Annotated in this window: 13 protein-coding genes; 5 read left to right on the top strand and 8 right to left on the bottom strand. The window is 70.7% G+C overall.

Annotated elements, in window-relative coordinates; all coding sequences use genetic code 11:
• Positions 1-85 precede the first annotated feature (85 nt).
• The 5 genes from ACZ51I_RS07560 to katG form a co-directional block, all read right to left on the bottom strand.
• Entirely contained in the window at positions 86-871 is a 786-nt protein-coding gene (locus ACZ51I_RS07560) for an ABC transporter permease (RefSeq protein ID WP_468872301.1), read from the bottom strand.
• Positions 868-1863 carry an ATP-binding cassette domain-containing protein gene (locus ACZ51I_RS07555; protein ID WP_468872299.1) on the bottom strand — a complete coding sequence of 332 codons (996 nt, stop codon included), beginning with the start codon at positions 1861-1863 and terminating at the stop codon, positions 868-870. Before ACZ51I_RS07555 ends, ACZ51I_RS07560 begins: the two co-directional genes overlap by 4 nt.
• A 62-nt stretch (positions 1864-1925) precedes the next feature.
• A complete protein-coding gene (locus tag ACZ51I_RS07550; protein WP_468872297.1) occupies positions 1926-2768 on the bottom strand; it encodes a DUF4097 family beta strand repeat-containing protein in 843 nt (280 codons plus the stop codon).
• 83 nt (positions 2769-2851) lie between these two features.
• A complete protein-coding gene (locus ACZ51I_RS07545) occupies positions 2852-3367 on the bottom strand; it encodes a toxin-antitoxin system HicB family antitoxin (protein WP_468872295.1) in 516 nt (171 codons plus the stop codon).
• A 284-nt stretch (positions 3368-3651) separates the two neighbouring features.
• Entirely contained in the window at positions 3652-5877 is a 2226-nt protein-coding gene (katG, locus tag ACZ51I_RS07540; RefSeq protein ID WP_468872292.1) for a catalase/peroxidase HPI, read from the bottom strand.
• Positions 5878-6073: 196 nt separating this feature from the next.
• Here katG and ACZ51I_RS07535 point away from each other — a divergent pair, with 196 nt between their 5' ends.
• Entirely contained in the window at positions 6074-6484 is a 411-nt protein-coding gene (locus ACZ51I_RS07535) for a Fur family transcriptional regulator (protein ID WP_468872290.1), read from the top strand.
• Between the two features lie 115 nt (positions 6485-6599).
• Here the strand turns inward: ACZ51I_RS07535 and tpx are convergent, their stop codons facing one another.
• Entirely contained in the window at positions 6600-7100 is a 501-nt protein-coding gene (gene tpx, locus ACZ51I_RS07530; RefSeq protein WP_468872288.1) for a thiol peroxidase, read from the bottom strand.
• 257 nt (positions 7101-7357) lie between these two features.
• Between tpx and ACZ51I_RS07525 the strand changes: the two genes are divergently transcribed.
• Both ACZ51I_RS07525 and ACZ51I_RS07520 read left to right on the top strand, forming a co-directional pair.
• The gene (locus ACZ51I_RS07525; RefSeq protein ID WP_468872285.1) at positions 7358-8539 is read left to right on the top strand and encodes an alginate lyase family protein; all 1182 of its coding nucleotides are present in this window, start codon (positions 7358-7360) and stop codon (positions 8537-8539) included.
• Positions 8540-8662: 123 nt separating this feature from the next.
• Complete coding sequence (locus ACZ51I_RS07520) at positions 8663-9925, top strand: ricin-type beta-trefoil lectin domain protein (RefSeq protein WP_468872282.1); 1263 nt, start codon at positions 8663-8665, stop codon at positions 9923-9925.
• Between the two features lie 16 nt (positions 9926-9941).
• Here ACZ51I_RS07520 and ACZ51I_RS07515 read toward each other — a convergent pair whose 3' ends face one another.
• Entirely contained in the window at positions 9942-10721 is a 780-nt protein-coding gene (locus tag ACZ51I_RS07515; protein WP_468872280.1) for an AraC family transcriptional regulator, read from the bottom strand.
• Positions 10722-10805: 84 nt separating this feature from the next.
• Here ACZ51I_RS07515 and ACZ51I_RS07510 point away from each other — a divergent pair, with 84 nt between their 5' ends.
• Positions 10806-11615, top strand: a complete 810-nt coding sequence (locus ACZ51I_RS07510; protein WP_468872277.1) for a TSUP family transporter — start codon at positions 10806-10808, stop codon at positions 11613-11615.
• Positions 11616-11634: 19 nt separating this feature from the next.
• Here ACZ51I_RS07510 and ACZ51I_RS07505 read toward each other — a convergent pair whose 3' ends face one another.
• The gene (locus ACZ51I_RS07505) at positions 11635-12333 is read right to left on the bottom strand and encodes a hypothetical protein (protein ID WP_468872275.1); all 699 of its coding nucleotides are present in this window, start codon (positions 12331-12333) and stop codon (positions 11635-11637) included.
• Positions 12334-12604: 271 nt separating this feature from the next.
• Between ACZ51I_RS07505 and ACZ51I_RS07500 the strand changes: the two genes are divergently transcribed.
• A complete protein-coding gene (locus ACZ51I_RS07500; protein ID WP_468872273.1) occupies positions 12605-14254 on the top strand; it encodes a glycosyl hydrolase family 8 in 1650 nt (549 codons plus the stop codon).
• Positions 14255-14277 lie beyond the last annotated feature (23 nt).

The following is a 14277-nucleotide window of genomic DNA, read 5'->3' as shown; positions in this document are numbered from 1 at the left end:
GGGTCGGCCGGCTCGGCGGGCGACGCGAGTGGGCGGCGCACTCCGACGTGGTGTCGGTGTACGCCGCCCGTTGGGAGCCGCTCGGTCACTTGGGGTCTCGGTTGAACACCGCCTTGGACCAGAAGTAGCCGAGGGTGGCGAGGGCGAGGCACCAGGCGAGGGCGAGCCAGCCGTTGTGGCCGATCTCGGTGCCCAGGAGGAGGCCGCGGAGGGTTTCGATGGCGGGGGTGAAGGGCTGGTAGTGGGCGATGGGCTGGAACCAGCCGGGCATCTGGTCGACCGGGACGAAGGTGCTGGAGATCAGCGGGAGGAAGATCAGCGGCATCGCGTTGTTGCTGGCGGCCTCGGCGTTCGGGCTGACCATGCCCATGCCGACCGCGATCCAGGTCAGGGCGAGGGCGAAGAGGGTCAGGAGGCCGAAGGCCGCCAGCCACTCCACGGCGGTGGCGTCGGTGGAGCGGAAGCCGATCGCCACGCCGACCGCGCCGACCAGGACCACGCTGATCACGGACTGGATGACGCTGCCGATGACGTGGCCGGTGATGACCGAGCCGCGGTGGATGGCCATCGTCCGGAAGCGGGCGATGATGCCCTCGGTCATGTCGGTCGAGACGGAGACCGCCGTGCCGATCGTGGTGGAGCCGATGGTCATCAGGAGCAGGCCCGGGAGCAGGTAGGCGATGTAGTCGGAGCGGTCGCCGCCGCTGATGCCCGCGCTCATGGTGTCGCCGAAGATGTAGACGAACAGCAGCAGGAGCATGATCGGGGTGAGCAGCAGGTTCAGGGTGAGGGAGGGGTAGCGGCGGGCGTGCAGGAGGTTGCGGCGCAGCATCGTGGTCGTGTCTCGGGCGGCGAGGGACAGCGAGCTCATCGGACGGACTCCTTGGACGGGGCGGGGACGGTGGCGGTGAGGGCGAAGAAGACGTCGTCCAGGTCCGGGGTGTGGACCGTGAGTTCGTCGGCTTCGATGCCGGCGGTGTCCAGCCGGTCGAGGATGGTGCGCAGTTCGCGCTGGCTGCCGTCGCTGGGGAGTTGCAGGGCGAGGGCTTCGTCGTCTCTTGTGGCTCCGGTGAGCGCGGTCGCGGCAGCTCGGTAGGTGCCCGGGTCGGAGAAGCGCAGTCTCACGTGGCCGCCGGGGATGAGGCGCTTGAGTTCTTCCGCCGTTCCCTCGGCGGCGATGGTGCCGTTGTTGAGGACGGCGATGCGGTCGGCGAGCTGGTCGGCTTCCTCCAGGTACTGGGTGGTGAGGAAGACGGTGACGCCGTCGGCGACCAGTTCGCGGATGATCTGCCACATGTTGTGGCGGGAGCGGGGGTCGAGGCCGGTGGTCGGCTCGTCGAGGAAGATGATCCGCGGGTTGCCGACGAGGGTCATGGCGATGTCCAGGCGGCGTTTCATGCCGCCGGAGTAGGTGGAGGCGGGCTTCTTCGCCGCCTCCGTCAGGTCGAAGCGGTCGAGGAGTCCGGCGGTGACCCGGCGGCCCTCCGCCTTGGGCAGGTGGTGCAGGTCCGCCATCAGGAGCATGTTCTCCTCGCCCGTGATCAGGCCGTCGACGGCGGAGAACTGGCCCGTCACCCCGATCGCGCGGCGGACGGCCTGCGGGGAGGTGGCGAGGTCGTGGCCCGCCACCCGGGCCTGTCCGCCGTCGGCGGTCAGGAGCGTGGACAGGATCTTCACGGCGGTCGTCTTGCCCGCACCGTTCGGACCGAGCAGGGCGAAGATGGAGCCGGTCGGGATGCGCAGGTCGATGCCGTCGAGCACGACCTTGTCGCCGTACGACTTGCGCAGACCGACGGCGGAGACAGCGGCCGGTGACGGACGACTGTCCGCCTCATTGGACATGGGCATGACAGAAGCGGGCATGGGGCCCTCCTGAGGAAGGGTGAGGGGGAAGGGATGGGGGACGGGCCGGTGAAGGGGGGTGTTCAGGCCTTGGCGCGGCGGATGTCGATGTTGCCGTGTTTGGTCCGGGCGCGGACCTCGACCTTGTCCTCGGTCTTGCCCGGGGTCTCGGACGCGGTGAGCGCGTTGCGCACCTGGCCGGAGGTCGAGTGGGCGTCGAGCCAGGCGGCGACGCCCTCGCGGATGCCGACCTCGATGGCGCCGTAGGAGGTCTCCAGCTGGACGGCGCCGCTCGCCACCTCGCCGACGCGCAGGGTGCCATGGGCGGTGGTGGCGACGACCGAGGCCTCGGCGCGGCCGACCTCGATGTCGCCATTGGCGCCGCTCACCCGCAGGTCGCCGGTGACCGCGCGGACGGTCGTGGTGCCGTGCGAGTTCTTCAGGACGGCGGGACCGTCGACCAGCCCGACGCGCAGGCTGCCGGAGCTGGTGGTGATCTCCGCCTTGCCTTCGACCCGGTCCACGGTGATCGAGCCGTGCGACGCGGTCAGGTGCAGCGGGCCGGTGGTGTCGAAGCGGGCGTCGCCGGACGACGTCTTCACGCGCACCTCGCCGAGCCTCCCCTCGCCGAGCACCTGGGTCCAGGCGCCGGTCAGTTCGACCTGCGAGCCGGCCGGCAGTTCGACCGTGACGTCGACGACGCCGGTGCGGCCGAACATGTTGGACTTGGGCGTCCTGACGGTCAGTACGCCCCTCGCGTACGAGATCTCGGTCTGGTCGGCCGTCTTCACGTCCAGCTCCTTCTTCGGGTTGCGCGCCCGCACCTCGACGACGGTGTCGGCGCGGTCGCCCGCGATGAACTGGATGGAACCGGCCTCCACGCGCGCCGTGGCCGTGATCGGTTCGGGAGTGTCGAAAGAAGGCATGGCTGTCCCGTCCTCTTGGGTCTTCAGGTCGTCCCCGCAGGTGGGACGTGGTGTGGGTGGTGTGGTGCGGGTTGGTGGCGTGGCTAGCGCACCCAGCCCGTGATGCTCTGTCCGATGGTCTGGGGCTTCTCCGGCGAACGCGGCCGGGTGCCGCCGCCGACCGCGGCCGACACGGCCCGTACCAGCCAGGCGTTGACCGACAGGCCCTCGCGGGCCGCGGCCTCCTCGGCGCGGGCCTTGAGGTGGGCCGGCAGGCGCAGGTTGACGCGGGCGGTGCCGCCCTCGTCGCCCTCGGCGAGAGCCGGTGCCGGGAGCGGTTCGCCGGCGGTGTCCGGCTCGGTGGGGGCGTCGCCGGTGGTCGGGAGCGTCACCACGAAGTCGGGGTCGAGGCCCCGGAGCCGTACGTCGACCGAACCGGGCGCGAGTTCACGGGTGATCTCGTCGGTCGCGGCGGAGAGCACGTTGAGCATGGTGAGCCGGGCCGCCGACTCCAGGGGAGCGGTGAGCCGCTCGGCCAGCTCGCGAGCCTCCTCGCCGCCGGCCTCGGCGGCCACCGCGAGTTCGCGGCGGAGGGTGTCGACATACGGGGTGAGGTCCATGACGTCATCATGGCACCACTATGGCGCCATGTGCAAGCGATGGGCAGGGTGAAGGGGAAGTCAGGTCGCGAGAAGTTGGTCTGACCTGGGTAAACGTACTGGCATCTCGTTGGGGCAAAGTGGCGTCAGGTCTACGTGACGGTGACTGGTGATGCAAAATGGCGCCACGTGGCGCCAAACGGTGCCACGTGGCGCCACGACAGACGGGTGAGCGCGCCATACGCGAACGGGGCCGGCCCGGGTGGCGTGGAAGCCACCCGGGCCGGCCCGGCGTACGGTGAGGATCAGACGAGATCGAACCGGTCCAGGTTCATCACCTTGTCCCACGCCGACACGAAGTCCTTGACGAACTTCTCCTTCGCGTCGTCACTCGCGTAGACCTCGGCAAGCGCGCGCAGCTCGCTGTTGGAACCGAAGACCAGGTCGGCCCGGCTGCCCGTCCACTTGACCGCGCCGGTGGCCGTGTCACGGCCCTCGAACGTGGTCTGGTCCGCGGAGGTCGACTTCCACTCCGTACCCAGGTCGAGCAGGTTGGCGAAGAAGTCGTTCGTCAGCTTGCCGGGCGTCTCGGTGAGGACGCCGAGCGAGGACTGCGGCTGGGTGACGCCCAGGGCGCGCAGACCGCCGACGAGGACGGTCAGCTCGGGCGCGCTCAGGGTGAGCAGGTTCGCCTTGTCGATGAGCAGGTACTCGGCCGGGAGCCGGTTGCCCTTGCCCAGGTAGTTGCGGAAGCCGTCCGCGGCCGGCTCCAGGGCGGCGAAGGACTCGACGTCCGTCTGCTCCTGGGCGGCGTCAACGCGGCCGGGCGTGAACGGCACCTCGACGGCGTGGCCGCCGTCCGCCGCCGCCTTCTCGACCGCCGCCACGCCCGCGAGGACGACGAGGTCGGCGAGGGAGACCTGCTTGCCCCCGGTCTGGGCGGAGTTGAAGGACTCCTGGACGCCTTCCAGGACGCGCAGCACCTGTGCCAGCTCGTCCGGGTTGTTGACCTCCCAGTTGCGCTGCGGCTCCAGGCGGATACGGCCGCCGTTGGCGCCACCGCGCTTGTCGCTGCCACGGAACGAGGAGGCGGCGGCCCAGGCGGTGGAGACCAGCTGGGTGACCGTGAGGCCCGAGCCGAGGATCTTCTCCTTGAGGGAGGCGATGTCCGCGGCGTCGACGAGCTCGTACGAGCGGGCCGGCAGCGGGTCCTGCCAGAGGAGCTCCTCGGACGGGACCTCGGGGCCGAGGTAGCGAGCGACCGGGCCCATGTCGCGGTGGGTGAGCTTGTACCAGGCGCGGGCGAAGGCGTCCGCGAACTCCGCCGGGTTCTCGTAGAAGCGCCGCGAGATCTGCTCGTAGACCGGGTCGAAGCGCAGCGACAGGTCGGTGGTGAGCATCGTCGGCAGGTGCTTCTTCGCCGGGTCGTACGCGTCCGGGATGATCGCCTCGGCGTCCTTGGCCACCCACTGGTGGGCGCCCGCCGGGCTCTTGCTCAGCTCGTACTCGTACTCGAACAGGTTCTTGAAGAACCCGTTGCTCCACTGGGTCGGGGTGGTGGTCCAGGTGACCTCGAGGCCACTGGTGATCGCGTCCGGGCCCTTGCCGGTGCGGAAGGTGCTCTTCCAGCCGAGGCCCTGCTCCTCGAGGGAGGCGGCCTCCGGGTCCGCGCCCACGTTGTCCGCGGGGCCGGCGCCGTGGGTCTTGCCGAAGGTGTGACCGCCTGCGATGAGGGCGACGGTCTCCTCGTCGTTCATCGCCATCCGGCGGAAGGTCTCGCGGATGTCGCGGGCCGCGGCGACCGGGTCCGGGTTGGAGTTCGGGCCCTCCGGGTTGACGTAGATCAGGCCCATCTGCACCGCGCCGAGCGGGTTCTCCAGCTCGCGGTCGCCGGTGTAGCGCTCGTCGCCGAGCCACGTGGTCTCCGGGCCCCAGTAGACGTCCTCGTCGGGCTCCCACACGTCTGCGCGGCCGCCGGCGAAGCCGAAGGTCTCGAAGCCCATCGACTCCAGGGCGACGTTGCCCGCGAGGATCATGAGGTCGGCCCAGGAGATGTTCTGGCCGTACTTCTTCTTCACCGGCCACAGCAGACGGCGCGCCTTGTCCAGGTTGCCGTTGTCCGGCCAGCTGTTCAGCGGCGCGAAGCGCTGCTGGCCGGCGCCGGCGCCGCCCCGGCCGTCGCTGATGCGGTAGGTGCCGGCGCTGTGCCAGGCCATCCGGACCATGAACGGGCCGTAGTGGCCGAAGTCGGCGGGCCACCAGTCCTGCGACGTGGTCAGGATCTCGGCGATGTCCCGCTTCACGGCCGACAGGTCGAGGCTCTCGAAAGCCTGCGCGTAATCGAAGTCCTCACCCAGCGGGTTGGCCACTGCGGGGTTCTTGGCGAGGATCTTCAGGTTCAGCCGGTTCGGCCACCACTGGCTGTTGCCGCCACCCTGTGTGGGATGGGCGGCACGCCCGTGGGCGACCGGACAGCCGCCTTCGCCGCCCGACTTCGGGTCGGTGACGATTGCATCGTGGTTCTCAGACATGGAAATCCTTCCGGACCTGGCGGACACAGTGCTCAGGAAGTGCGTTCGGCGGACGGGCCTGCCGCGGGTCTCACGTCTGCTGCTCCCGCCGTGCTGGAATCTTCCTGTCCCTTGGCCATCTACGAAACCGATCCTACAATGGACGTAATCTAAGTCAAGAACAACGCCAAGTTTGCCGATGACGATGAGGTGAGGCATGAGCGATCTGCTGGAGCGACTGCGCGCGCGTGGCTGGCGGATGACGTCCCAGCGCCGGGTCGTCGCCGAGGTCCTGGCGGGGGACCATGTGCACCTCACGGCGGACGAGGTCCACGCGCGCGCGGTGGCGCGCCTTCCGGAGATCGCGCGGGCGACCGTCTACAACACCCTCGGCGAGCTGGTCGCCCTGGGGGAGGTCGTGGAACTCTCCACGGACGGGCGGGCCAAGCGCTACGACCCGAACGCCCGCCAGTCGCACCAGCACCTGGTCTGCTCGAACTGCGGGCTCATCCGCGACGTCCACCCGACCGGCGACCCGCTCGCCGTCCTGCCGCCCGCGGAGCGGTTCGGCTTCACGGTGTCGAAGGCGGACGTGACGTACCGGGGGCTCTGCCCGGGCTGCGTCTGACCAAGGCGCGCGAGAGAAGCGGCCGGGGCGTACGGGAGGAAGTGGCCGGGCGTACGGGAGGAGCCCTCCACCGGTACCGGTGGAGGGCTCCTCCGTGTGTCCCGCTCCGGGACGACTACTTGAGGGCCGCGAGCGCCTCGTCGTAGCTCGGCTCGTCGGCGATCTCGCCCACGAGCTGCGCGTGCAGCACGGTGTCGTTCTCGTCGAGGACGACGACGGCGCGGGCGGTCAGACCGGCCAGCGGGCCGTCCGCGATCTCCACGCCGTAGTTGGTGTGGAACTCGCGGCCGCGGAGCGTCGAGAGGCTCTTCACGTTCTCGAGACCCTCGGCGCCGCAGAAGCGGGCCTGCGCGAAGGGCAGGTCGGCGGAGATGCAGAGGACGACGGTGTTGTCCAGCTGCCCGGCCTTCTCGTTGAACGCACGGACCGAGGAGGCGCACGTCGGGGTGTCGACGCTCGGGAAGATGTTGAGGACCTTGCGCAGGCCGGCGAAGTCCTTCAGCGACTTGTCCGCCAGCCCCTCGGCGACGAGCGTGAAGTCGGGAGCCTGGCTGCCGGGAGCCGGCAGAGCGCCGTTGACCTGCACGGGGCTGCCCTTCAGCGTGACCTGGGCCATGGGGATCTCCTTCAGACGTATGAGTGGCAACGGGGGGAATCGTACGGAAGGCGAGCGCGCTCCCACGACCCGGGCCGCCGCGACGCTCTCGCGCACGTTCACGGACATGAACGAGCTGCCCTCGCCGACGGGCACTTCGGGCCGCTCGCGGGCCGGATCCGTGGTGAACGAGCCTCCTTGACGCCTCTGGTGCAGACCTTTAGGTTCCACCCTCGACAGTCATCGGCCGTTCACGTACATGAAGAAGGGGTACTCACATGACCAGATGGTTCACCGCCCCCCTGCTCCTCGCCGCACTTCTGGCCACCTTGGTCGCCGCCCCCGGAGGCGGCCGCGCCGAGGCCGCCCCGGCCGCCTTCGTCCACCCCGGCGTCCTGGTCTCCCGGGGTCAGCTCGACTTCACCCGCGAGAAGGTCAACGCCGGGGCGCAGCCCTGGAAGGGTGCCTTCGACCAGATGACGGCGAGCAGGTACGCCTCGCTCGCCCGGGTCCCCAAGCCCCGCGCGGTCGTCGAATGCGGCTCGTACTCGAACCCCAACCTCGGCTGCACCGACGAACGGGAGGACGCCCTCGCCGCGTACACGCTCTCTCTCGCCTGGTACGTCACGCGCGACAGCCGGTACGCCGAGAAGGCGATCGAGATCATGGACGCCTGGTCCGGCGTGATCACCGACCACACCAACTCCAACGCGCCCCTCCAGACGGGCTGGGCGGGCTCCTCCTGGCCGCGGGCCGCCGAGATCATCCGGTACACCTACACCGGCTGGCCGCAGGCCCGCGTCGACCGCTTCAAGACCATGCTCCGCACCGTCTACCTCCCCGAGGTGGCCAACGGCTCCCACTCCAACGGCAACTGGGAGCTCAGCATGACCGAGGCCGCCCTCGGCATCGCCGTCTTCCTGGAGGACCGCGCCGCCTACGACAAGGCGGTCGCCATCTTCCGCGGCCGGGTCCCCGCGTACATCTACCTCACGAGCGACGGCGCCCTCCCCAAGGCGGCGCCGGGCAGCGGACTCGACACCCGCGACGAGCTCGTCCGGTACTGGCAGGGGCAGACCACCTTCGTCGACGGCCTCACCCAGGAGACCTGTCGCGACCTCACCCACACCGGGTACGGCCTGTCCGCGATCTCCCACATCGCCGAGACGAGCCGCATCCAGGGCCAGGACCTCTACCCCGAGGTCGCCGACCGGCTACGGCACGCCCTCGGCCTCCAGGCGAAGTACGAACTCGGCGAGCCGGTCCCGTCCTGGCTCTGCGGCGGCGCCCTCAAGGACCACCTCGGCCCGGTCACCGAGGTCGGCTTCAACGCCCTGCACGGGCGCCTCGGATACGCCATGACGAACACCCAGAAGCTCACCGAGGCCGGACGGCCGGCGGGCACGAACAACCTCTTCGTGGCCTGGGAGACCCTCACCCACGCAGCCAACTCCCGCTGAGCCGTGCGGAGTCGGAAGGGGGCGTCGCACCTCTTGACGCCCCCTTCCCTCACACCTTGAATCATGGGGGCGGCGAAGTCGGCCGCCCCTCCGCGCCCCCCACAGCCGACGGAAGAGAGAGCCATGACCTCCTCCCGCTCACGCCTGCGCCCCCTGTCCTCCGCCCTCACCGCGCTCACCCTCGCCCTGACCGTCGCGGCGCTGGGCCCGGCGACCGAATCCCGAGAAACGCTCGGGCCCGTCGCCGGGACGGCCGCCGTCACCTTCTCCGACGACTTCGACGGTCCCGCCGGCTCCGCCGTCGACGGCACCCGGTGGCAGACCGAGACCGGCGACAACGTCAGCAACCACGAGCGGCAGTACTACACGGCCGGCAACCGCAACGCCGCGCTCGACGGGCAGGGCCACCTGGTCATCACCGCCCGCAAGGAGAACCCGGGCAACTACTCGTGCTGGTACGGGCGCTGCGAGTACACCTCCGCCCGGCTCAACACCGCCGGGAAGTTCACCACGAAGTACGGTCATGTCGAGGCCCGCATGAAGGTGCCGCGCGGCCAGGGCATGTGGCCCGCGTTCTGGATGCTCGGCAACGACCTCGGTCAGGTCGGCTGGCCGGACTCGGGCGAGATCGACGTCATGGAAAACGTCGGCTTCGAACCCTCCACCGTCCACGGCACGTTGCACGGCCCGGGCTACTCAGGCTCCGGCGGCATCGGCGCCGGGTACACCCTGCCCGGCGGACAGGCCTTCGCCGACGCCTTCCACACCTTCGCCGTCGACTGGTCGCCCGGCCGGATCAGCTGGTCCGTGGACGGTTCCGTCTACCAGACCCGTACGCCCGCCGACCTCGGCGGCCGGACCTGGGTCTTCGACAAGCCCTTCTTCCTCATCCTCAACCTCGCCGTCGGCGGCTACTGGCCCGGCGACCCGGACGCCTCGACCGCCTTCCCGCAGCAGCTCGTCGTCGACCACGTCCGCGTCACCACGGCCGACGGCCCCGCCACCGCAGGACCGATCACCGGGCTCGGCGGCAAGTGCGTCGACGTCGCCGGTGCGAACCCCGCGAACGGCACGCCCGTACAGCTCTACGACTGCAACGGCACCGCCGCCCAGCAGTGGACCCTCGCGGCCGACGGAACCGTCCGCGCACTCGGCAAGTGCCTCGACGTCACCTCCGCCGGCACCGCCGACGGCACCCCCGTCCAGCTGTGGGAGTGCAACGGTACGGAGGCCCAGCGCTGGACCGCCAACGCCGCCCGGGACCTGGTGAACCCGCGGTCCGGCAAGTGCCTGGACGCCACCGGCAACAGCTCCGCCAACGGCACCCGGCTGCAGATCTGGACCTGCACCGGTGCCACCAACCAGAAGTGGACGGTGACCCGTTGAACGGCTGAGGGAAGCCTCAGCCCCGGCCCGCCGCCCGGCCCGCCGTGAACCGGGACGGCGGCAGGCCGAACGCCCGCGTGAAAGCGGCCGTGAACGCGGCCGGGGAGGCGTACCCGAGGCGGCCCGACACCTCGCTGACCGTCGCGGTACGCAACAGGGGCACGGCCGCCAGGAGCCGGGCACGGGACCGCCAGACCGCGGGGCTCTCGCCCGTCTCCGCACGGAAGCGCCGCGTGAACGCCCGCTCGCTCAGGGCGCTCCTGACCGCCCAGTCGGAGTTGGTGACCGTCGCGTCCGGGGCCACCAAGTACTCCCTGCACAGCGCCGCCAGGTCGCCGGACGCCGGGAGGGCGACGTGGAGGGGGAGCGGGGAGCGCGCGGCGATCTCGTGCAGCAGCAGCGTCGCGATGGCGCCCTCCCGCCCCGACAGGTTGTAGTCGGCGGTGAACTCCAACGCCGCGAGCAGCAGTTCGCGCAACAGCGGCGGAACGTCCACGACCACGCAGCGCGCCGGCCACCACGGGACGGCGCCCGGCTCCACGTACAGGCTGCGCGTGCTCACGCCCAGCATCCGGACCCGGTGCGAGGTGGCCGGCGGGATCAGGACGGCCCGCTCGGGCGGGACCGTCCACGTGCCGTCCGCGGTGTCGACGACCATGACGCCGGTCGCCCCGTACAGGAACTGCGCCCGCCGGTGCTCGTGCCACTCCAGGACGTGCCCGGCCGGATAGTCGGTGCCGATCGGCAGGACGGCCCGGTCGAGACGGTCGACGTCGTCCAGCGGGATGTTCTTCACCCGGCCACCGTAGTGGCCGAGACGCGAAGGAACACGGCCGACCATCGCATGCGGGAAGCAGTGCCCGCCTGATGGTCTTGACCCATGGACGTGGTGATGCTGATGGCGATCGGGCTCCTCACCGGAGCGACGACGGTCTTGTTCGGGTTCGGTGGCGGGTTCGTGGCGGTCCCGGTCGTCGTGTGGGCGGACGCCGCCCTCGGCGCGGCCGCCCTGCCGGTGGCCACCGCCACCTCGGCCCTGGTGATGCTCGTGAACGCAGCCTTCGCCACGGCCGTCACCCCCCGGCCCGTACTCCTCGCCCTGCGCGGCAGCGGCGCGCTGCTCCCCCTCCTCGCGGCGGGCGCCTGCGCCGGGGCGTACGCCACCCGGTTCGCGCCGCCGGACCTGGCCCGCTGGGCGTTCGTCGCGTACACCGCACTCACCGCCGGCGACCTGCTGCTCCGGCCCGGCTTCCTGCGCCCCGCGAGCCGGCCGGGCGGCGAGCCCGCGCGGGCGCGACGGCCGCTGCCCGCCGCCGCGGGCGCCCCGATCGGCGCGGTCGCCGCCTTCCTCGGCGTCGGCGGCAGCGTGATGACCGTCCCCGCCATGCGCCGGGCCGGACACCCCATGCGGGTGGCGACCGCGCTGGCCAACCCCCTCACCCTCGCCGTGACGCTCCCTGCCGTCGCGGTCTCCCTCGCCGGCACTCCGTCCCATGCCGCCACGACGACCGGCACCGGCCTCATCGGCCTCGTCGACCCGTACGCGGCGGGGGCACTGCTCCTCGGAGCCCTGCCGGTCATCGCAGTGCTGCGCCGCCGCCCGCCCCGGATACCGGACCGCGTCCACGCGCGCGCGTACCTCGGGCTGCTCGCCCTGGCGGCCCTCGCGATGCTGCTCGCCGACGCCTGAGCCACCGCCCCGGCGACCGTCACCCCATGCGCGGGCCCAGCGTCCGGACGACCTGGGTGAGGACCTTTTCGCTCCAGTTCCGTTCCGACTGCGGGTACTTCCCGACTCCGTCCGCCGTGGACATGCCGCTCACCTCGAACTGGTACGGCCCCTGGTGGCAGGTGGGCCCGTCGGAGACGTCCGGCAGGAAGCAGCCCTCGGTGCCGAGCGAGGTGCCGAGGTCCCGGAACTCCTTCTTGTACGAGCCCTCGCCCGCCCGCTTGCGCGCCCTCTGGAGGTCATCCGCGTAGTTCTCCCGTACCAGCGCCGGATCGGCGATGGCGGTGAAGGTGACCTTGACGCTGCTGTTGTGCTCGCTCTCGTACGTGGAAGGCAGCTTGAACTCGAACTCGCAGCCGCCGGCGGGGACGTCACCGGTCGTGCCGGGAGCGGACTCGGACAGAGGGTTGAAATCGATGATCGTCACGTTGATCGGGTCCCGTGCGAAGGCGGTCGCCTGGGGCAGGATCGCCCGGATCTCCGTGTCGCTCAGCACCTCGCAGGCGTTCGGCCACTGGGCGAGCGGCAGCGAGCCGTTCGCGGCAGGCCGCGCATCCAGCTTCGGGCCCGAGGGCTTCGCCGTGCCGAACTCCAGTGGCGGAGGCGGGCTGTCGCAGCCCGCGAGCGCGAGAGGCGCGGCCGCGGCGAGGACGAGGCACCACCGGTTCAGTCTGGACACGTCACGTTCCCCCGAGAGTGAAGACGCCGGATTCGGGGCCCATTCTGCCCAGGGGCGGGCACGGGCCGGTGGCCTTTCGCCCGTCGCCGCTGTGATCCTCACGACAGGCCTGCCCCCTGAGAGCGCCGGTGCTCACGACGCTGCGGACCGCGCACGGCTGAGAGCCCTTCCGTGCGCGAGGTCTTGCGCGGGCCGTGCGGCCTCTCTACTCTCCCGGCCAATGGTTAGGAATATTTCCTAACCATTGGCCATGGAGGGAAAGGGAGTTGACATGCGTCGACGAAGCGTCTCGCTTCTCGGGCTCGCGGGTCTGCTGGCGTTGCCCCTGACGGTCATGCCGCAGGCGCAGGCCGCCGACGGCCTGGTCTCCGGCGGCAAGGCGGTGACGGCCTCGTCCGTCGAGACCTCGGCCTTCGGACCCGGCCTCGCGGTGGACGGCAGCACGGCCACCCGCTGGGCGAGTGCGGAAGGGGTCGACCCGCAGTGGATACGGATCGACCTCGGGGCGAACCACACGATCTCCCGGGTGAAGCTCAACTGGGAGGACGCGTACGGCAAGACGTACCGCATCCAGACCTCCGCCGACGGGACGACCTGGACCGACGTCTACTCCACCACCGCCGGAGACGGGGCGACCGACGACCTCACGGTCTCCGGCACCGGCCGCTACGTCCGCATGTACGGCACGGGGCGCGGCACGCCGTACGGCTACTCCCTCTGGGAGTTCGAGGTGTACGGCTCGCCCACGACCGGCGGCGGCGGGAGCGGCGGACCGGCCGTCCCCTTCGGCAGCCACCTCAAGCCCTACGCCGCCGGCACACTGAAGCCCTCCGGCACGCAGTCCGCCCTCGACCAGAAAGTCGTCGACTACTACAACCGGTGGAAGGCCGCCTTCGTCCGGCAGAACTGCGGCAACGGCTGGTACCAGATCATCTCGCCCGACGCCGACCACCCCTATGTCGCCGAGGCGCAGGGCTACGGCATGGTCGTCACCGCCACCATGGCGGGCGCCGACCCCGACGCCAAGAAGATCTTCGACGGCCTGGTCAAGTGGAAGATCGACCACCCGTCCTCGGTCAACCCGAACCTCCTGGCCGCCGAGCAGGACACCGCCTGCAAGAGCGTCAACGGCGGCGACGGCGCCACCGACGGCGACATGGACGTGGCCTACGGCCTGCTCCTCGCCGACAAGCAGTGGGGCAGCGCCGGCACGTACAACTACAAGGACCTGGCGCTCAAGCACATCGCCGCCATCAAGAAGGATGAGGTCAACGCCACGACCAAGCTCCTGAAGCTGGGGGACTGGAGCAGCTCGGGCGACCAGTCCTACTACATCTCCCGCACCTCGGACTGGATGGTCGATCACTTCCGCGCCTTCCGCGCGGCCTCGGGCGACACCACGTGGGACGCGGTGCGCAACGCCCATCAGACGCAGATCTCCCGCCTCCAGTCGACGTACGCCTCCGGCACCGGCCTCCTCCCCGACTTCGTCGTCGACACCGACACCACGCCGAAGCCCGCTCCCGGCCAGGTCCTGGAGGACCCCAACGACGGCTCCTACTGGTGGAACGCCTGCCGTACGCCGTGGCGCATCGCCGACGACGCGGTGACCAGCGGCGACGCCACGTCACTCGCCGCCGCCCGGAAGCTCAACGGCTGGATCAAGACGAAGACCGGCGGTGACCCGAACAAGATCGCCATCGGGTACAAGCTCAACGGCACCCAGATCTCCTCGGGCAGCGAGGCCGCCTTCTTCGCCCCGTTCGCGGTGGCGGCGATGACCGACCCGGGCAGCCAGGCCTGGCTCGACGCCCTGTGGAACAAGATGCTCGCGACCCCGGTCGACACGAGCAGCTACTTCTCGGCCAGCATCCAGCTCCAGGTCATGATCACGGCCTCGGGCAACCACTGGGTCCCGTAGCCGGGTTCCCTGCCCGAGGGGGA

Source organism: Streptomyces sp. NPDC034084 (genome assembly GCF_055575535.1).
This window is presented reverse-complemented; position numbering and strand designations above follow the sequence as displayed.